Below are 17,139 nucleotides of genomic sequence, written 5' to 3'. Positions count from 1 at the left end.
GGAAGCTCATGAGCACCGCAGTAGCCTCACCCTCCGTCGCCCCCAACGGTGAAGGCCTTTCCAAAGCCCAGATTGCCTACACCTGGGTGCGCGAACACATTGTGTCAGGCGACTACGCCCCCGGCTACCGCCTGGTGCTCTCAACCCTGGCAGCAGAACTGGATATGTCGGTGGTGCCCGTGCGTGAGGCCATCCGGCAGCTAGAAGCTGAGGGCCTTGCCAATTTTGAACGCAACGTGGGCGCCCGCGTCGCCATGATTGACGAGGCCCGCTACGTGGAGAGCATGGAGGCACTCGGCATCCTAGAAGGTGCCGCTACCGCCATGGCGCTGAGCAGTATCAGCGAGGAAGACCTAGCCCAGGCGCAGGACCTCAATGATCAGCTGCGCGTTACCCTAGAAGACTTTGACCCCAAAACCTTCACTGAACTCAACCACCGCTTTCATAACGTGCTGACCTGCCGCTGCCCCAACGAGCGTCTCATTGAACTGGTCAACGCAGAATGGGAAAAGCTGGGGCACCTGCGAGAATCAACCTTCTCTTTTGTGCCCGGCAGAGCGGCGGAATCGGTAGCCGAACACCAGCGCATCCTGGACCTCATCGAGAACCGAGCAACCTCAGCCCAGGTGGAAGCCGCAGTGCGAGAACACCGTGCCGCCACCCTCGCTAGCTACCTTGCAGCGCACCCCAACCAGCCCTAAATCCCACAACTTACCCCCAGCCACTTGAACAAAGGAGTTACCCGTGAGCGACTACACCAACGAAACCGGCAAGCCTGCTGGTCTGCCTGAAAAGATTCAGCACTACATCAACGGCACGTTCGTTGACTCCATCGACGGCGACACCTTTGAGGTGCTCAACCCCGTGACCAACCAGCCCTACATCACCGCAGCCAGCGGCAAAAAGGAAGACATCGAAGCCGCAGTTGCAGCAGCTACCGACGCCTTCAAGAACGGCCCCTGGCCCGGCATGCTACCCCGCGAACGCGCCCGCGTCCTGACCAAAATTGCAGACATCGTGGAATCCCGCGAGCAGCAGCTGGCAGAAATGGAATCCTACGACTCCGGCCTGCCCATCACCCAGGCAAAGGGCCAGGCACGCCGCGCCGCAGAGAACTTCCGTTTCTTCGCAGACCTGATCGTTGCCCAGTCCGACGATACCTTCAAGGTGCCCGGTCGCCAGGTCAACTACGTCAACCGCAAGCCCATCGGTGTAGCCGGTCTGATTACCCCCTGGAACACCCCCTTCATGCTGGAATCCTGGAAGCTGGCACCCGCCCTGGCCACCGGCAACACCGTGGTGCTCAAGCCCGCAGAATTCACCCCCCTCTCAGCCTCCCTCTGGGCAGGAATCTTTGAAGAAGCAGGCCTGCCCGCAGGCGTCTTCAACTTGGTTAACGGCTTTGGCGAAACCGCAGGTGACGCCCTGGTCAAGCACCCCGACGTCCCCCTGATCTCCTTCACCGGTGAATCCAAAACCGGTCAGATCATCTTCGCTAACTCCGCCCCCTTCCTGAAGGGCCTTTCCATGGAACTGGGTGGCAAATCACCCGCCGTTGTCTTTGAGGACGCAGATCTAGAGACCGCCATCAACGCCACCATCTTCGGTGTCTTCTCCCTCAACGGTGAACGTTGCACCGCAGGTTCCCGCATCCTGGTTCAGCGCAGCATCTATGACGAGTTTGTGGAGCGCTACGCAGCCCAGGCCAAGCGCGTCAAGGTTGGCCTTCCCTCAGACCCCGCCACCGAAGTCGGCGCCCTGGTTCACCCCGAACACTTCGAAAAGGTCATGTCCTACGTCGAAATCGGCAAGACCGAAGGCCGCCTGGTCGCCGGCGGCGGCCGCCCCGAAGGCTTTGAAGAAGGCAACTTTGTGCAGCCCACCGTCTTTGCCGACGTCGCCCCCGACGCCCGCATCTTCCAGGAAGAAATCTTCGGCCCCGTCGTCGCCATCACCCCCTTCGACACCGATGAAGAAGCCCTGGAACTCGCCAATAACACCAAGTACGGCCTGGCCGCCTACCTCTGGACCTCCAACCTGCAGCGCGCCCACAACTTCTCACACGCAGTCGAAGCGGGCATGGTCTGGCTCAACTCCAACAATGTGCGCGACCTGCGCACCCCCTTCGGCGGTGTCAAGGCATCCGGTCTGGGCCACGAAGGCGGCTACCGCTCCATCGACTTCTACACCGACCAGCAGGCAGTGCACATCAACCTGGGCGAAGTACACAACCCTGTCTTCGGCAAAGCCGACTAAAACACACCACCCCCGCCCGGTTCGCCGCAACGTAGCGCCGCACCGGGCACCCACAGAAAGCGAAACCACATGTCACCCACCTTTGCTGACTACCCCGTCATCGAACCCGACGCCGACGCCCCGGACGTGCTGCGCTGCGCCTCGATGGAACTCGTGGTCACCGACCTCGAACGCTCCCGCAACTTCTACGTTGATGTGCTCGGTCTGGTCGTCACCGAAGAAGACGAGAACACCATCTACCTGCGCTCCATCGAAGAGTTCATCCACCACAACCTAATTCTGCGCAAGGGCGAGACTGCCGCCGTCGCAGCCTTCTCCTACCGCGTGCGCACCCCCGAAGACCTGGACAAGGCAGAGAAGTTCTACTCCGCCCGTGGCTGCCAGGTACGCCGCAACAAGGACGGCTTCGTCAAGGGCCTGGGCGACTCCGTGCGCGTCCAAGATCCCCTCGGCTTCCCCTACGAATTCTTCTACGACGTCGAACACGTAGAACGCCTAGCCTGGCGCTACGACCTGCACACCCCCGGCGCCCTCGTCCGCCTGGACCACTTCAACCAGGTCACCCCCGACGTCCCCACCGCCGTCAAGTACATGGAAGACCTCGGCTTCCGCGTCACCGAAGACATCCAAGACGAAGCTGGCACCGCCTACGCCGCCTGGATGCGCCGCAAGCCTACCGTCCACGACACCGCCATGACCGGCGGCGACGGCCCCCGCATGCACCACGTTGCCTTCGCAACCCACGAAAAGCACAACATCCTCGCCATCTGCGACAAGCTCGGTGCCCTGCGCATGTCCGACGCCATCGAACGCGGCCCCGGCCGCCACGGCGTCTCCAACGCCTTCTACCTCTACCTACGCGACCCCGACGGCCACCGCGTCGAAATCTACACCCAGGACTACTACACCGGCGACCCCGATAACCCCCGCGTCACCTGGGACGTCCACGACAACCAGCGCCGCGACTGGTGGGGCACCCCCGTTGTACCCTCCTGGTACACCGACGCCTCCCGCGTGCTGGACCTCGACGGCAATCTGGTACCCCTGGTAGAACGCACCGATGACTCCGAAATGGCACAGACGATCGGCGCTGACGGCTTCTCCTACACCCGCGCCGAAGACGGCGACGAATCCATGCCCGACTGGAAGAAGGGCGAATTCAAGCTGGGCAACCAGCTCTAACCTCGTCTCACCATGGACATAGAGCCGGGACGCGGGGCAGGGCGTGGGAATGGGGTGCCGGTTAGCTTGTTGCCTTAAATAAGATGTGGGAGACATATTCGTAGCCGGCTGGCTCGGGGCTGGCGTGAATTGGGACGAGCGCTCTGCGCGAGAACCAAGAGGGTCAGCCGGCGAGAATATGTCTCCTACATCCCCGCCGTCCTAACAGAAGGAAAGCTCATGCTTACGCAAGAACAACTGACCAAAATCGCTGATGACCTGGCTGAGGCCGAGGCTAATCGCACCATGATTCCGCGGCTGACCGCCACCTACCCTGAGATGACCGTGGAGGACTCTTACGCGGTGCAAAACACCTGGCGTGCCCGCGGTGAAGCTGCGGGGCGCCGGTTGGCGGGGCGCAAGATTGGTCTGACCTCCAAGGTGATGCAGGAGGCTACCGGTATCACTGAGCCTGACTACGGTGCAATTTTTGCTGACCAGATATACGAGAACGGGTCGGTCATTGAGCACAGCCAGTATTCCAATGTTCGTATTGAGGTGGAACTGGCCTTCGTTCTCAAAGAGGACTTAGTAGGCCCCAACGTCACCATTTTTGATGTGCTGCGAGCAACCGAATATGTGGTCCCGGCACTTGAAATTCTCTCCTCACGAATTGAGATGCAGGGGCGTACCATCGTGGATACCATCAGCGACAACGCTGCTCTGGGTGCCATGGTGGTGGGCGGTAACCCGGTTGACCCGGCGTCCGTGGATCTGCGCTGGGTTTCTGCTCTGCTCTACCGCAACGAGACCATCGAGGATACCGGTGTGGCGGCTGCCGTGCTCAATCACCCCGCCAGCGGCGTGGTTTGGCTGGCGAATAAGCTGGCGGCGCACGGTGACAGCCTGAAGGCTGGCGAGATTATTTTGGCGGGCTCCTTCACTAAGCCCATGTGGGTGCACCCCGGCGATACCGTGCACGCAGATTACGGCGATTTGGGGGCTATCACATGTCGCTTCGTCTAAATCCGCCTTTTGCCCACACCCTTGAGACGCTAGGACGCCCGGCGGTGGGTATGTGGGTCTGTTCAGGTTCGCATGTGACGGCTGAGATTTGCGCCGGTTCTGGCTTTGACTGGCTGCTGATTGATGGTGAGCACGGGGTTCTTAGCCTGGAGACCACCCAACAGCTTTTGCAGGTCACGGCGGCTTACCCGGTGCAGACCATGGTGCGCCTGCCCCAGCTAGACACTGCCGCTATCAAGCAGTTCTTGGACGCCGGTGCCCAGAATATTTTGATCCCCATGGTGGACGACGCCCAGATGGCGCAGGACGCCGTTGCGGCAACCCGCTACCCGCCTGTTGGTGTGCGCGGGGTGGGATCTGCCCTCTCGCGTTCTGCCCGCTGGGGTGGTGTCGCTGGTTATCTGACCGATGCTGAGCAGTACATTTCGCTCTTTGTGCAGATTGAATCTGCCGCGGCAGTGGCCAATGCCCGGGAGATTTGCGCCGTGAAAGGGCTGGCGGGCGTCTTTGTGGGGCCCTCAGATTTGGCGGCGTCCATGGGCCTGCTGGGCCAGCAGAACCACCCGGACGTGGTGGCGGCAGTCAAGAGCGTCATCAAGGTGGCGCACGATGCCGGCATTAAGGTGGGTCTTAATGCTTTTGATCCCGCTGCTGCCGCTGACTATCTGGCAGCCGGTGCTGACTTTGTGCTGGTTGCTGCCGATGTGCAGCTACTAGCCCTGGAGTCCAAGAAGCTGGCCGCTCAGTTCATTGATTCAGCTTCAGGTGGCTCGGCGGACGTGGGCTACTAGCCCGGGTGCCCCCCCTCGTCCCTGCCCCTACGGTGTATACACAAAACTTCACTGGCATGTTCTCACTACATGCCAGTGAAGTTTTCTCTTACATCGGGTGGAAGGTGCAGGTCTAGATTCCCTTGAAGACCGGCTTGCGCTTCTCGGTGAAGGCGGCGAAACCTTCGGCGTAGTCTGCTGAATTGCAGAGATCGCCCTGGGCACGGTTCTCGGCCTCAACGGACTCCCAGAGCCCCACGCGCTGATCGCGCACCTGCGCCACCAGCCGCTTGGACGCCAGGAAGGCTCCAGTTGCCCCGGCAGCCACGCGAGCTACCTTCTCACGAGTAAAGTCCAACAGTTCGTTGGCAGGCACCGCCCGGCTAAAGAGCCCCGCTGCAACAGCCTCCGCACCAGAGATCAAGTCGGCAGTGTAAATCAGGTCCAGGGCACGGTGGGCACCCAGACGCTCCACAAAAAGGGCATGCCCGCCAGAGTCCAGGGTTGCCCCCAGGTTGGCAAAGGGCGAGCCAATCTTGGCGTTCTCAGCCACATAAACCACGTCAGTGGCAATCGCCAGACCCAGACCGACGCCCAAGCAAGCGCCCTGCACAGCGGCAAAGGTGGGGGCGGGGAAGGCACTCATCTTCTGTAACAGCGGAGTCACCTTATCGGAGAGATAGCCGTAGGCGTCGTCCTCGGCAGGCACTAGACCAGCGATATCACGCCCTGCGCAGAAGCCTCGCCCCTCACCGCGCAAGAGTAGGGCGCGGACGCCAGCTTCGGCTGCCTCGTCGTAGGCAGCTGAAAGGTCAGCGAGGGCGGCTTCATTGAGGGAGTTCATTTTCTCGGGTGCGTTAAGAACTACCTCGGCAACGCCATCGGCGATGGTCAGTTCAATCATGCTCATAGCTGTTCCTAGGCGTCGAAGTCTACGGTGAGCTTGTCGGTGCAGGGGCGAGCCTGACAGGTCAGAACGTAGCCGGCATCCACCTCATCCTTTTCAAGTGCGTAGTTCTCTGCCATCTCAACCTCACCGTCAACCACCTTGGCGCGGCAGGTGCCACACACGCCGCCGGCGCAGGCGAAGGGCACATCGGCGCGGACGCGCAGGGCAGCATTCAGGATGGTTTCGTTCGCTGAAACGGGGGATTCCACCGAACCGCTGGTGCCGTCCAGAGTGAAGGCGATGGAGTAGTTATTGCCGCCGGGGTCAACCTCAACAGCCTTGCCCTGCTGACCGGTAGGAGCCTCGGGGCGGCCGGTGGTGAAGAGCTCGAAGCGCACATCGTTTTCGGGGACGCCGCGCTCAGCCAGGGTGTCGCGGCAGAGCTGAACCAGCTCGAAGGGACCACAGAGGAACCACTCATCAGCCTTGTCCACCTGAATCACGTGGTCGAGAATAGCGTTGAGCTTTTCGTCGTCAATGCGGCCGCTCATCAGGGGGTTGACGCGCTGCTCGCGGGAGAGCACGTGGTGCACAGCAAAGCGGGTGGGGTACTTGTCCTTGAGATCGCCCACCTCTTCGGCGAACATAACGTCCAGGGCTGACTTGTTGGCGTAAACCAGGTCAAAGGTGCTGTTTTCGCTGGCTTTGAGCACGGTGCGGGCAATAGCCATGATGGGGGTGATACCTGAGCCTGCTGCGAAGGCGACCATGTGTTCCCCGCCAGCCGCCTTGGCGTCTTCAGCGATTTTCTGGGGTTCATTCAGGCTGGTGATGTTGCCCTTGGAAACGAAAGCGCCCTGGGGGTTCATCACATCGATCTGGTAGCCGGCGGTCAGGGTGTCGTTGGCCCAGTTTGAGAAGAGACCACCGAAGTCGCGCTTAATGGCCACACGGATCTCACCGGGTACGGGCTCAGCGCAGATGGAGTAGGAGCGGCGCACCTCCTGCCCGTCAATGGTGGCGCGCAGGGCGACGTACTGGCCGGGGGCATAGTTGTAATCCTCTACCAGGTGTTCGGGTACCTCGAAGGTGACCTCTACCGAGTCCTTGGTCAGGGGGCGCACCTGGCTGACGGTCAGGGTGTTGAAGGACGCCCGGCGGCGTGCTGTCTCAGTCATGGCTTTTCTCTTATCTGTGCGTTCTGTGAAGGGGGTTCAGCTAGTGAACCTTGAAGTAGTCAAAGGGCTCCTGGCAGTCGCGGCAGCGGTAGAGCGCCTTGCAGGAGGTGGACCCAAAGCGGGTGAGCTCTTCGGTTGCCAGGGAATGGCAGCGGGGGCACTTGACGGCCATACCCAGATGGACGGGGCCGGCTGCGGCTTTGCCGGTGGGAGGGGCAATGCCGTAGGCCTCCAGCCGTGCCTTACCTGCCTCACTCATCCAGTCGGTGCTCCATGCCGGTGAGAGAACCAGCTGCACTGCGGGTTCTGACATCTGGTGTTGGGCAAAGACTCTGCGGATGTTGCTGGTGATGGCGTCCATGGCGGGGCAACCGGAGTAGGTGGGGGTAATGACCACCTGCGGCACCCCGTCCGGCCCGTAGTAGGCGGCCCGAAGTATCCCAAGGTCAGCAATTGAAAGCACAGGAATTTCGGGGTCTGCCACGTGCGCCGCAGTTTCCCAGAGGGTGGCGTCCGAACCTTCCGGTGCGGGGACGCTGCTCTCAGTTTCTAGGGACGGGGCGCGGTAGCCAGAATCAGTATCAAAACCAAAACTGAAATCAACACCGGCGCTTGCCTCTTCGCTGCTGCGCACGTGGGTCACCTCCTTGTGACGGGACGGGGTGGGGCGGGTTTACCAGGTGGCGCCGGGGTGGGCGCGTGCTAGAACCTGCAGTTCGGTCAGGATGTGACCGCGGTGTTCACTCATGATGCCGGAGCGGTCGCCGCCGCGTGCCTGGGGCACGTCGGGCACCTGCAGCTGGGCTTCTGCGATGGTGGCGTGCAGGCGCTTTTCAAAGCGTGCGCGCAGGGTGGAGGGAACCACGGCAACACCGGGCAGTTCTGCTACGGGTTCAAAGTCGTAGAAGAGCTCGTCGACGTAGGGCCACATGTAGTAGAGGCCCTCCTGCAGACGGTGGTTGGCTTCCTCGGTGCCAATACCTAGACGCAGTGCCCAGGCGGTGGCGTGATCCTGGTGATACTCCACCTCTTTGAGGGCCTTGGCGGCGATGGCTGCCAGGGTGGGGTCCTCAGACTTCATCAGCTCGGTGTAGAGCTCGTACTGGTAGTAGCTGAAGATGAGCTGGCGGGCAATGGTCTGCCCAAAGTCGCCGTTCTCCTGCTCAGCCAGACGGACCGAACGGAACTCTTCTTCGTCGCGGAAGTAGGCCAGATCATCCTCGGTCTTACCCCAGGCGGTGCCTGCGTAGGTGAGGAAGAAGCGGGCGTGGCCAATGAGGTCAAGGGCGATGTTGCCCAGGGCGATGTCTTCTTCCATCTCGGGTGCGCGGGAAATCCAGTGGGCTAGTCGCTGGCCCAGCATCAGGGCGTCATCACCCAGTGCCAGGGCGTAGCGGGCTACTGCTTCACTGGCCTGCACACCTGAGGTCGCGATGTCTTCAGCGATGATGGATTCGCCCTCGCTGTGGCGGGTCGCTGATTCGAAGGACGCGTAGCTCACAGGTGCTTCACCCCTTCGCTCTTGGTGTAGTAGGTGGCGTGACGGTAGCTCTTGCCCTTGGCTGACTCAAAGAAGCCACCCTTGGAATCAGGGTCTGATGCCAGGATTGCTTCTGCGGGGACGACCCAGACGCTGGTGCCCTCATTACGGCGGGTGTAGAGGTCGCGGGCATTACGCAGTGCCATGGTGGCGTCGGGTGCGTGCAGTGAGCCTGCGTGCACGTGGGACAGGCCGCGGGATGAGCGTACGAAGACCTCCCAGAGGGGCCATTCGTTGGGTTCGGGCAGGTGTGTGATGTTCTCTGACATGGTTATGCTCCCATGAGTTCTGCGTGCTGTTCTGCGGTTTTGCGGGCGTATTCGGCGGCTGCTTCGCGCACCCAAGCGCCCTCGTCGTGGGCTGCACGGCGGCGCTGCATACGCTGGACGTTGCAGGGGCCGGCGCCCTGAATGACGGAGTGGAATTCGTCCCAGTCCAGCGGGCCGTAATCGTAGTGGCCGCGTTCTTCGTTCCACTTGATGTCCGGATCAGGCAGGGTCAGCCCAAGAGCTTCAGCCTGGGGGACCATCATGTCCACGAAACGCTGGCGTAGCTCGTCGTTAGAGAAGCGTTTGATGTTCCAGTTCATGGACTGCTGGGAGTTGGGGGAGTCGGCATCCGGGGGGCCGAACATCTGCAGGGCGGGGCCGTAGAAGCGGTTGACGGCGTCCTGCGCCATCTTCTTCTGCGCTTCGGTGCCGTGAGAGAGCTCGTAGAGGATCTCCCAACCCTGACGCTGGTGGAAAGATTCTTCCTTACAGATGCGAACCATGGCGCGACCGTAGGGGCCGTAGGACGCGCGGCAGAGGGGCACCTGGTTGCAGATAGCGGCGCCGTCAACCAGCCAGCCGATAGCACCCATGTCTGCCCAGGTGCGGGCGGGGTAATTGAAGATCGATGAGTACTTGGCGCGGCCCTCTAGCAGCTGCTCGTTGAGGACGTGGCGGGGAGTGCCCAGGGTCTCTGCCGCTGAGTAGAGGTAAAGACCGTGGCCAGCCTCGTCCTGCACCTTGGCCATGAGAATAGCCTTGCGCTTGAGGGAGGGGGCGCGGGTAATCCAGTTGGCTTCGGGCTGCATGCCGATGATTTCGGAGTGGGCGTGCTGGGAGACCTGACGAGTGAGGGTCTTGCGGTACTTCTCGGGCATCCAGTCGCGGGGTTCTACGCGGGAGTCCTCTTTGATGAGGGTGTCGAAGTAGGCCTGCTCAGCTTCATGAGAGGCGCCGGTGGCAGGTGCGTCTGCGACCGGTGAAAGGGTGGGAGTCTTCTCCGTTGAAGTCATGAAAGTTCCTTGTGTGATGAGGAGGGGAAACCCCTGCACCAATAATTACTGACCGTTCGTTCAGAATATATATTTATGCAACTAACGTCAAGTAAAGACCTAGAGACTGCATGACTTATTTCTACCCACCCCTACCGCACGGCGGGCGCCTTGGGTAGCCTGTGGTTAATGCACACTGTGAGTTGATGCACATCTAGAGAAGAGGAGGCTTCGATGACGAAGCAGCTAACCCACTACGTCGGCGGCGCCCACCGTGAAGGTGTCTCCGGCCGTTACGCCGATATTTACAACCCCAGCACCGGGCAGGTGCAAGCTCAGGTGCCTCTGGCTAGCGCCGATGAAGTACGCGAGGTCATTGCCAATGCCGCTGAGGCGCAGGCTGGCTGGGCTGCCACTAACCCGCAGAAGCGTGCCCGCGTCCTGCACCGTTTTGTTGATCTGGTCAATGAGCATGCCGATGAGCTGGCTGAATTGCTCTCGCTAGAGCATGGCAAGACGATTGCGGACGCTCACGGTGACATCCAGCGCGGTTTGGACGTCGTCGAGTTCGCTACTGCTGCACCCCACCTGCTGAAGGGTGAGTATTCTGATGCGGTAGGCACCGGCATCGATGTCTATTCCATGCGCCAGCCTCTGGGTGTGGTTGCTGGCATTACTCCCTTTAACTTTCCCGCGATGATTCCCTTGTGGAAGTGCGGCCCCGCCATTGCCGCGGGTAACGCCTTCGTGCTCAAGCCTTCAGAGCGCGACCCCTCCGTTCCCCTGCGCCTGGCAGAACTCTGGACCGAAGCTGGCCTGCCGGACGGCGTCTTCAACGTGGTCAACGGCGATAAGGAAGCCGTAGACACTCTGCTCGATGACCCCCGCATCAAGGCAGTCGGCTTTGTGGGCTCCACCCCCATTGCCCAGAGCATCTACGAGCACGCCGCCCGCACCGGCAAGCGTGCCCAGTGCTTCGGTGGGGCAAAGAACCACCTGATTATCATGCCGGAGGCCGACCTGGACCAAGCTGCGGACGCCCTGCTGGGTGCCGCTTTCGGTTCTGCCGGTGAGCGCTGCATGGCAATTTCTGTGGCGGTTCCCGTGGGTCAGCAGACCGCGGACGCACTAGTTGCCAAACTGCAGGAGCGTATCGGCAGCCTAAAGGTGGGCCACAGCCTTGACCCTCAGGCTGACTTTGGCCCCGTCGTCGCTAAGTCTGCCCTAGACCGCATCGAAGGCTACATTGCTGCCGGTGAGAAGGAGGGCGCGTCCCTGCTGGTGGACGGACGCGGCGTCAAGGTGGAGGGCTACGAGGGCGGCTACTTTGTGGGGGCAACCCTCTTTGACCATGTCACCCCCGAGATGTCTATCTACCGTGAGGAAATTTTTGGCCCGGTACTGACCGTGGTGCGTGCTGAAACCTTTGAAGAAGCGCTCGCTCTGCCCAGCAACCACGAGTTCGGCAATGGCGTTGCTATTTACACCCGCGACGGCGATACCGCCCGCGAGTTTGCCCGCCGCGTTGAGGTGGGCATGGTGGGCGTCAATGTGCCCATTCCTGTGCCCATTGCCTACTACACCTTTGGTGGTTGGAAGGCGTCTGGCTTTGGTGATCTAAACCAGCACGGCCCCGACGCTTTCCGCTTCTACACCAAGACCAAGACGGTGACCTCCCGCTGGCCCTCCGGCATCAAGGAAGGCGCCAGCTTCGTGATGCCGACCGGCAACTAGCTCCGGTTCACGTGGAATAGAAGTGGCCCCCACCTTCGGGTGAGGGCCACTTTCTGTATTTATAGACAGCCGCTTTCAGTACCGGCTAGAGCTTTCTAATCTTTTGGTCGGGGGTTCGGCTCTGCCCCTGGCTGTCCTCATCAGTAATCTCTATCTAGCATCGTCAGCGTTGTGTCACAAATCTGCCTAATACCAGGAATCAAACGCTGTGCCAATTCACTCTTACCTAGAGCGGCTTGTTCCTCAAGGCATACTTTTTCTAAAGTTTGAGGAAGGTGGACGCACATATATTCAACAGTCTCGCGTAGTCGTTCTTCATTAACTCCAGTAGCCTGCGCGAACTTGTTCCAGTGCTTTCTCGTTATTTTTCCAAAACGGCATTCCCCGCCAATCGCCATCGCAGCTTTCTCAAGACCATCATTCTTACCTGGAATGCCGTTACTCGAAAGGTGCTCATAGGGTATGCCTGAAGCCACATCGTAAAAAGGTGCTAAACGGGTTACACCATCTGGCAGGTGTAGCAGTGAATAGTTCTTTGCATGCGCGTCAGGAGCTCCTAGGAGGTAGTTAGCGATGAGTCCCTGGATAAAAGTTTCAGTATCTTCTTGAGGGCAAATTTGCTGCAATAACTGAATGATTTGCACTGCCGAGGGTCCACCCGAAGATTCATATTTTTTCTCTGGTAAGACCGAGAGTGCCTGGCATATATCTTCCTGATGTAGACGGATGACAGGTCCATCAGGGAGGCGTAGACGATCATATCTCTCAATAACGATGGCAGCTTGTTGACCAAACTCTTGGTAGCTGCTTTGAGCTACTGGGAGCCCGAGTTCTCCCAGTGCTCTAAGGCAGAGGTGTTCATTAAGTGCCTGATCTTTGAGGTCGTAAATTCCGGGTTTAAAAATGTGGGTAGTTGGCTGGGCGCCAGTAGCCTCATACCACTGTCCTTGATTGAGGTGGAGGGCAAACTTACTTTGAGCCCCCGCTAGTGACCAGCGTTCGCGGTCTATCTGCCATGACTTTCCAGGTGTCGTGTTAAGGCGTTGGAGACGATTTTCTATGTCCTGACGTGATATGGGGACAAGCTCTCCCTGTAGATTAGGGTAATGCTCGATATCTTCAGGGGTAATGAACTGTACAGCTCCGGCGCACTCTAGCCCTATCTTTTCCAAGATGCCAAAGGGGTTTTTCCAGGAGGATAGATTGTATTCGCGAGCTAAGGATTGCCGGACTGATTCGCCTTCTGGGATGAGACCTTCGATGAAGGGCATGGTTTGCTTTTTGGGGTATGGGCTTTTTCTGTAGGGCAGTGCGGCTGAGAGCTCCGCCGTTGGTTTTGCCTCTGTGGTGTAGACCAGCTTTTTGGTGCCCGAGGCATCTTGTTGTAGTTCTGCAACAATCTGCCCATAGAGTGCGACATAAAGTTTTTTCATGGGAATCTTTACTCTGAAAAGTTGCCTGTTTTATTTTTCTGATTTTGCCGGTTGAGCGCTTGCGTAATCCCTGACGCTTGGCCAAAGTTCGGAACGCTGTTCTTGAGCATGTTGGTGATGTCATCGGATGGAGCCAGGGTTGCCACAGGGTTTTGTGAGGCATTGGGCTCTGGTGCTAAGGTCTGTTTTGCTGGTTGTCGCTCAAGTACCAGGTTGATATCTAAGGCCTCAAGAACATTTAATATTTTGTCGAGTTCAGCTCGTTGCCGTTTTCCTTGCTCAACGCCGATAAGCCAGCTACGGGATACCCCGGCTAGTGTGGCAAGAGATTCCTGAGTGATGTTACGTTCTATCCGGGCGTCATGAATGAAAGCGCCGAGGGCGCGGGGGGACGAGATGATGCTTTTGTTGAGTGCCATATTAGTGTTTCCCTAAGTAGCTTTTCATTAAAATGTACACGTTTGTAGACATTTAAAAAAGTCTACGAACATAAACATTTGAGGCTTGGTGGTCCCTTTGAAGTCGATTCGTGAGGACGCTACCTAGAGGCTGGTGGGTGCAGGTGCAAGACGCCGGGGCGGACGCTCGCTGAATATACCAGCGGTGCCCGCCCCGGCGTCCTGACCTATCTGGCTATTGCTAGCCCTTGAGCTCTGGGAAATCGGTGTCCGCGAACTCGTGGCCGTAGCCCTCGGTGGTGGTGCGGGCCGCCAGCGCCTGGGTCTTCAGCTCGCCGTGCTCACCGTGGAACTCCTTCTCGCGGGCGCGCAGCTGCACGCGGCGAATCTTGCCCGAAATCGTCTTGGGCAGGTCAAAAAATTCCAGGCGGCGAATACGCTTGTAGGCCGCCAGGTTGTCACGAGAATACTTAAGAATCTCGCGGGCGGTCTCAGCGGTTGGCTCGTAGCCCCCAGCTAGCACAACGTATGCCTTGGGGACCGCGTAACGGATTTCGTCCGGGGAGGGCACTACCGCCGCCTCAGCAACCGCAGGGTGCTCAATAATCACTGACTCCAACTCAAAGGGGGAGAGCTTGTAGTCGGACGCCTTGAAGACGTCATCGGCGCGGCCCACATAGGTGAAGACCCCGTTTTCATCCCGCTCAGCAATATCGCCGGTGTGGTACCAGCCACCATCGAATGCTTCTTCGGTTTTCTCGGGGTCACCCTTGTACTGAATCATCAGACCCACCGGGCGGGGGCTCAGGCGCACACAGATTTCACCCTCGTTAGCGGGCTTGCCGAGGGGATCCAGCAGAGCAATTTCGTAGCCGGGCAGGGGGCGTCCCATGGCACCAATCTTGATCTCTTGGCCGGGGGTGTTAGCAATCATGACGGTGCTTTCGGTCTGGCCAAAACCGTCCCGAATGTCAACGCCCCAGGCGGAACGAACCTTCGAGATGACCTCGGGGTTCAATGGCTCGCCGGCGGCAACTACCTTGGTGGGCGGGGTCTTGAGCTGGCTCAAATCGGCTTGAATGAGCATGCGCCAGACGGTGGGTGGGGCGCAGAAACTGGTCACCCCGTGCTTTTTCATGTTCTGCATGAGGGCCGCAGCGTCGAAGCGGGAATAGTTGTAAATAAAGACCGTTGCCTCGGCAATCCAAGGGGTAAAAACATTGGACCAGGCATGCTTAGCCCAGCCCGGGGAGGCGACGTTCAGGTGCACATCGCCCGGTGCCAGCCCAATCCAGTACATGGTGGACAGGTGGCCCACGGGGTAGGAGGTATGGGTGTGCTCCACCATCTTGGGGCGGGACGTGGTGCCCGAGGTGAAGTACCAGAGCAGCGGGTCGGACGCCGGGGTGGGGCCATCGGGGGTGAATTCTTCGGGTGCGCCGTCGGCGTCCAGGTAGCTGACGTGCGGGTGGCTGGTGACAGCCCCCTCAGTGAAGCCGCCGGTCTCAATCACCGTGAAATCACCGGTCACCGTCTCGTACTTGGCAACATTAGCGGAGTTAGTGATAACCCAACGAGCCTCGCCGCGTTCAATGCGGTCGTCTAAATCTGCCTGTTCCAGCATTTCGGTGGAGGGCATGAGTATGGCACCCAGTTTGATGCCTGCCAGCATGGTTTCCCACAGCTCTACCTGGTTGCCCAGCATGAGAATAATGCGGTCACCGCGCTGTACCCCCAGGGAGCGCAACCAGGTGGCGACTTGGGAGGAACGACGCGACAGCTCACCGAAGGTGCGGGTGATATTGCTGCCGTCCTGTTCAGCAATAATGAGCGCCAGAGCGTCCTTGCGTTCCTCGCTGGCGGCGACCTGGTCAAACCAATCGAGGGCAAAGTTGAAGTGCTCGAACTTGGGCCAGTTGAACTCTTCTCTAGCAGTTTTGTAATCTTCGCGTAGGGCAACTAGCTGGTCGCGGGCTGTGCGGAACTGTTCGGTGATGCTCATGCTTCTCCTTTTGGCCAGGGGGTAGCTCTGGGGCGTCAAAATAAAAGTGTTGTGAGTCACTGTAGGGTGGCTTTTTGGGGCTGTCAAGAGATTTCCCAACTGGCGCTCGCGGCGGTGTCATCTAGGGGCTATCCGCCTTAATCTGCCCAAAAAGGGTTTACAGACCCTTGACGGCGGGGGTAACTTGTTCTTAATTTATGTCTCGCATCACAGTGCTGTGGTGAGGGTGGTGACCCCACCGACCCTGCACGGACTTAGCCAGGAGAAAACTCGATGACCACCCACATCCGAGGTATGGTTCAAAACCCACCCGCCAAGCCCCTGCCCTTCCCCGACATCGACCCCTTCGGTGTACTGAACCTGCTGCCCGAGGATGAAAAAGAGTGGTTCCTGCGCATCCGTAGGTACCTGCAAGAAGAAGTGCGCCCCCAGGTCACCGACTACTGGAACCGGGAAGAGTTCCCCTTCCACCTGTTAGAAGGTATGGCTGAGGTGGGGCTGGCGCGGCTAGAAACCAGCGGCAGCTCCTGGCTCTTCCGTGGCCTGGTCTACGCTGAGGTGACCCGCGTGGATGTCTCCCTCTCAGCTCTGGTGGGAATCCACAATGAGTTGGTGCTGGGTATGATCAATGCCCTGGGTTCTGAGGAGCAGAAGAAAGAAATGCTCAGCAAGTTAGAGAACTTTGAACTCACCGGCGCCTTTGCCCTGACCGAACCCACCCACGGCTCTGATATCGCAGGTGGCCTGGAAACCAGTGCAACCTTTGATGGCGAAAACTGGGTGATTAAGGGAGAAAAACGTTGGATTGGCATGGGTACCATTGCTGACTTCGCTCTGGTCTGGGCAAGGGACACTGCTGATCAGCAGATCAAAGCCTTTATCATTCCTACTGATACCCCCGGCTACTCGGCAGAAAAAATCTGCAACAAGATTGGTCTGCGCATCATGCAGAATGCCCACATCACCCTCGATAACGTGAGCGTGCCGGCTAGTGCCCACCTGCCCGGTGCCGTCAACTTCGATGCCGCCAACGAGATGCTGCGCAACTCCCGCGCCTGGGTGGGCTGGCAGGGCTACGGCATCCAGATCGGCATCTTTGATATCGCCCGCGAGTACGCCACTATCCGCGAGCAGTTCGGCAAACCGCTGGCTAAGTTCCAGCTGGTGCAAAAAGGCATTTCAGAAATCATGAGTAATGCTCAGGCAGCACTAGGGCTCATGGTGAACTGCGCCCGTATGCAGGAGAACGGCACCCTAGATATGGTGCACGCTGCCATGGCTAAAGCAACAGCCACCCGCTTTGCCCGTCAGAGCGCCGCCCTGGGGCGTGAGGTGCTGGGTGGCAATGGCATCACCACAGACTATGAGATGGCTAAATTCTTTGGAGACGCCGAGATTCTCTACACCTACGAAGGCACCTACGAAATTAACTCTCTGATTGTGGGCAGAGCTCTCACCGGCTACTCGGCCTTCGTATAAACCGTTAGAAAG

Annotated in this window: 16 protein-coding genes; 7 read left to right on the top strand and 9 right to left on the bottom strand. The window is 59.3% G+C overall.

Features of this window, described 5'->3' with window-relative positions:
* The first annotated feature begins 8 nt into the window (after positions 1-8).
* From L6990_RS05455 to L6990_RS05435, 5 genes are all read left to right on the top strand, one after another.
* Entirely contained in the window at positions 9-701 is a 693-nt protein-coding gene (locus L6990_RS05455) for a GntR family transcriptional regulator (protein WP_237203053.1), read from the top strand.
* A gap of 43 nt (positions 702-744) precedes the next feature.
* Entirely contained in the window at positions 745-2,256 is a 1,512-nt protein-coding gene (gene hpaE / locus L6990_RS05450; RefSeq protein ID WP_237203052.1) for a 5-carboxymethyl-2-hydroxymuconate semialdehyde dehydrogenase, read from the top strand.
* Between the two features lie 69 nt (positions 2,257-2,325).
* Positions 2,326-3,438: a 3,4-dihydroxyphenylacetate 2,3-dioxygenase gene (gene hpaD, locus L6990_RS05445; RefSeq protein ID WP_237203051.1), complete on the top strand. Its 1,113-nt coding sequence runs from the start codon at positions 2,326-2,328 to the stop codon at positions 3,436-3,438.
* 219 nt (positions 3,439-3,657) lie between these two features.
* Entirely contained in the window at positions 3,658-4,443 is a 786-nt protein-coding gene (gene hpaH, locus L6990_RS05440; protein ID WP_237203050.1) for a 2-oxo-hept-4-ene-1,7-dioate hydratase, read from the top strand.
* Positions 4,428-5,234 carry an HpcH/HpaI aldolase family protein gene (locus L6990_RS05435; protein WP_237203049.1) on the top strand — a complete coding sequence of 269 codons (807 nt, stop codon included), beginning with the start codon at positions 4,428-4,430 and terminating at the stop codon, positions 5,232-5,234. The genes hpaH and L6990_RS05435 overlap by 16 nt, the downstream gene beginning before the upstream one ends.
* 112 nt (positions 5,235-5,346) lie before the next feature.
* Here the strand turns inward: L6990_RS05435 and L6990_RS05430 are convergent, their stop codons facing one another.
* The 6 genes from L6990_RS05430 to paaA all read right to left on the bottom strand — a co-directional run bounded on the left by L6990_RS05430 (position 5,347) and on the right by paaA (position 10,102).
* Positions 5,347-6,117 carry an enoyl-CoA hydratase/isomerase family protein gene (locus L6990_RS05430; protein WP_237203112.1) on the bottom strand — a complete coding sequence of 257 codons (771 nt, stop codon included), beginning with the start codon at positions 6,115-6,117 and terminating at the stop codon, positions 5,347-5,349.
* Positions 6,118-6,131: 14 nt separating this feature from the next.
* Entirely contained in the window at positions 6,132-7,280 is a 1,149-nt protein-coding gene (gene paaE / locus L6990_RS05425; protein WP_237203048.1) for a 1,2-phenylacetyl-CoA epoxidase subunit PaaE, read from the bottom strand.
* Between the two features lie 40 nt (positions 7,281-7,320).
* Entirely contained in the window at positions 7,321-7,764 is a 444-nt protein-coding gene (gene paaD / locus L6990_RS05420; RefSeq protein ID WP_237203111.1) for a 1,2-phenylacetyl-CoA epoxidase subunit PaaD, read from the bottom strand.
* 189 nt (positions 7,765-7,953) lie between these two features.
* Positions 7,954-8,781: a 1,2-phenylacetyl-CoA epoxidase subunit PaaC gene (paaC, locus tag L6990_RS05415; protein ID WP_237203047.1), complete on the bottom strand. Its 828-nt coding sequence runs from the start codon at positions 8,779-8,781 to the stop codon at positions 7,954-7,956.
* On the bottom strand, positions 8,778-9,089 hold the full coding sequence (gene paaB / locus L6990_RS05410; RefSeq protein WP_237203046.1) for a 1,2-phenylacetyl-CoA epoxidase subunit PaaB: 312 nt from the start codon (positions 9,087-9,089) through the stop codon (positions 8,778-8,780). Before paaB ends, paaC begins: the two co-directional genes overlap by 4 nt.
* Before the next feature lie 2 nt (positions 9,090-9,091).
* Entirely contained in the window at positions 9,092-10,102 is a 1,011-nt protein-coding gene (gene paaA / locus L6990_RS05405) for a 1,2-phenylacetyl-CoA epoxidase subunit PaaA (protein ID WP_237203045.1), read from the bottom strand.
* A gap of 213 nt (positions 10,103-10,315) precedes the next feature.
* Here paaA and L6990_RS05400 point away from each other — a divergent pair, with 213 nt between their 5' ends.
* The gene (locus L6990_RS05400) at positions 10,316-11,815 is read left to right on the top strand and encodes a CoA-acylating methylmalonate-semialdehyde dehydrogenase (protein ID WP_237203044.1); all 1,500 of its coding nucleotides are present in this window, start codon (positions 10,316-10,318) and stop codon (positions 11,813-11,815) included.
* A 140-nt stretch (positions 11,816-11,955) separates the two neighbouring features.
* Here the strand turns inward: L6990_RS05400 and L6990_RS05395 are convergent, their stop codons facing one another.
* The 3 genes from L6990_RS05395 to L6990_RS05385 form a co-directional block, all read right to left on the bottom strand.
* A complete protein-coding gene (locus L6990_RS05395) occupies positions 11,956-13,248 on the bottom strand; it encodes a type II toxin-antitoxin system HipA family toxin (RefSeq protein ID WP_237203043.1) in 1,293 nt (430 codons plus the stop codon).
* 8 nt (positions 13,249-13,256) lie between these two features.
* Positions 13,257-13,667, bottom strand: coding sequence for a helix-turn-helix domain-containing protein (locus L6990_RS05390; protein ID WP_237203042.1), 411 nt, complete (start codon positions 13,665-13,667; stop codon positions 13,257-13,259).
* A 220-nt stretch (positions 13,668-13,887) separates the two neighbouring features.
* On the bottom strand, positions 13,888-15,648 hold the full coding sequence (locus L6990_RS05385) for an AMP-binding protein (RefSeq protein WP_237203041.1): 1,761 nt from the start codon (positions 15,646-15,648) through the stop codon (positions 13,888-13,890).
* Between the two features lie 273 nt (positions 15,649-15,921).
* Between L6990_RS05385 and L6990_RS05380 the strand changes: the two genes are divergently transcribed.
* Entirely contained in the window at positions 15,922-17,127 is a 1,206-nt protein-coding gene (locus L6990_RS05380) for an acyl-CoA dehydrogenase family protein (RefSeq protein WP_237203040.1), read from the top strand.
* Positions 17,128-17,139 lie beyond the last annotated feature (12 nt).

Source organism: Rothia endophytica, assembly GCF_928381505.1.
Lineage (GTDB): Bacteria > Actinomycetota > Actinomycetes > Actinomycetales > Micrococcaceae > Rothia > Rothia endophytica_A.
Note: the sequence above shows the minus strand (reverse complement) of the source record. Positions and strands in the feature narration are given on the sequence as shown.

Excerpts from the sequence above, each read along its gene's own strand:
- L6990_RS05385 (WP_237203041.1), bottom strand. The coding sequence starts at position 15,648 with ATGAGCATCACCGAACAGTTCCGCACAGCCCGCGACCAGCTAGTTGCC.
- paaA (WP_237203045.1), bottom strand. The coding sequence starts at position 10,102 with ATGACTTCAACGGAGAAGACTCCCACCCTTTCACCGGTCGCAGACGCA.
- L6990_RS05390 (WP_237203042.1), bottom strand. The coding sequence starts at position 13,667 with ATGGCACTCAACAAAAGCATCATCTCGTCCCCCCGCGCCCTCGGCGCT.
- L6990_RS05435 (WP_237203049.1), top strand. The coding sequence starts at position 4,428 with ATGTCGCTTCGTCTAAATCCGCCTTTTGCCCACACCCTTGAGACGCTA.
- paaE (WP_237203048.1), bottom strand. The coding sequence starts at position 7,280 with ATGACTGAGACAGCACGCCGCCGGGCGTCCTTCAACACCCTGACCGTC.
- L6990_RS05400 (WP_237203044.1), top strand. The coding sequence starts at position 10,316 with ATGACGAAGCAGCTAACCCACTACGTCGGCGGCGCCCACCGTGAAGGT.
- L6990_RS05430 (WP_237203112.1), bottom strand. The coding sequence starts at position 6,117 with ATGATTGAACTGACCATCGCCGATGGCGTTGCCGAGGTAGTTCTTAAC.
- hpaD (WP_237203051.1), top strand. The coding sequence starts at position 2,326 with ATGTCACCCACCTTTGCTGACTACCCCGTCATCGAACCCGACGCCGAC.
- L6990_RS05380 (WP_237203040.1), top strand. The coding sequence starts at position 15,922 with ATGACCACCCACATCCGAGGTATGGTTCAAAACCCACCCGCCAAGCCC.
- L6990_RS05395 (WP_237203043.1), bottom strand. The coding sequence starts at position 13,248 with ATGAAAAAACTTTATGTCGCACTCTATGGGCAGATTGTTGCAGAACTA.
- hpaH (WP_237203050.1), top strand. The coding sequence starts at position 3,658 with ATGCTTACGCAAGAACAACTGACCAAAATCGCTGATGACCTGGCTGAG.
- paaB (WP_237203046.1), bottom strand. The coding sequence starts at position 9,089 with ATGTCAGAGAACATCACACACCTGCCCGAACCCAACGAATGGCCCCTC.
- L6990_RS05455 (WP_237203053.1), top strand. The coding sequence starts at position 9 with ATGAGCACCGCAGTAGCCTCACCCTCCGTCGCCCCCAACGGTGAAGGC.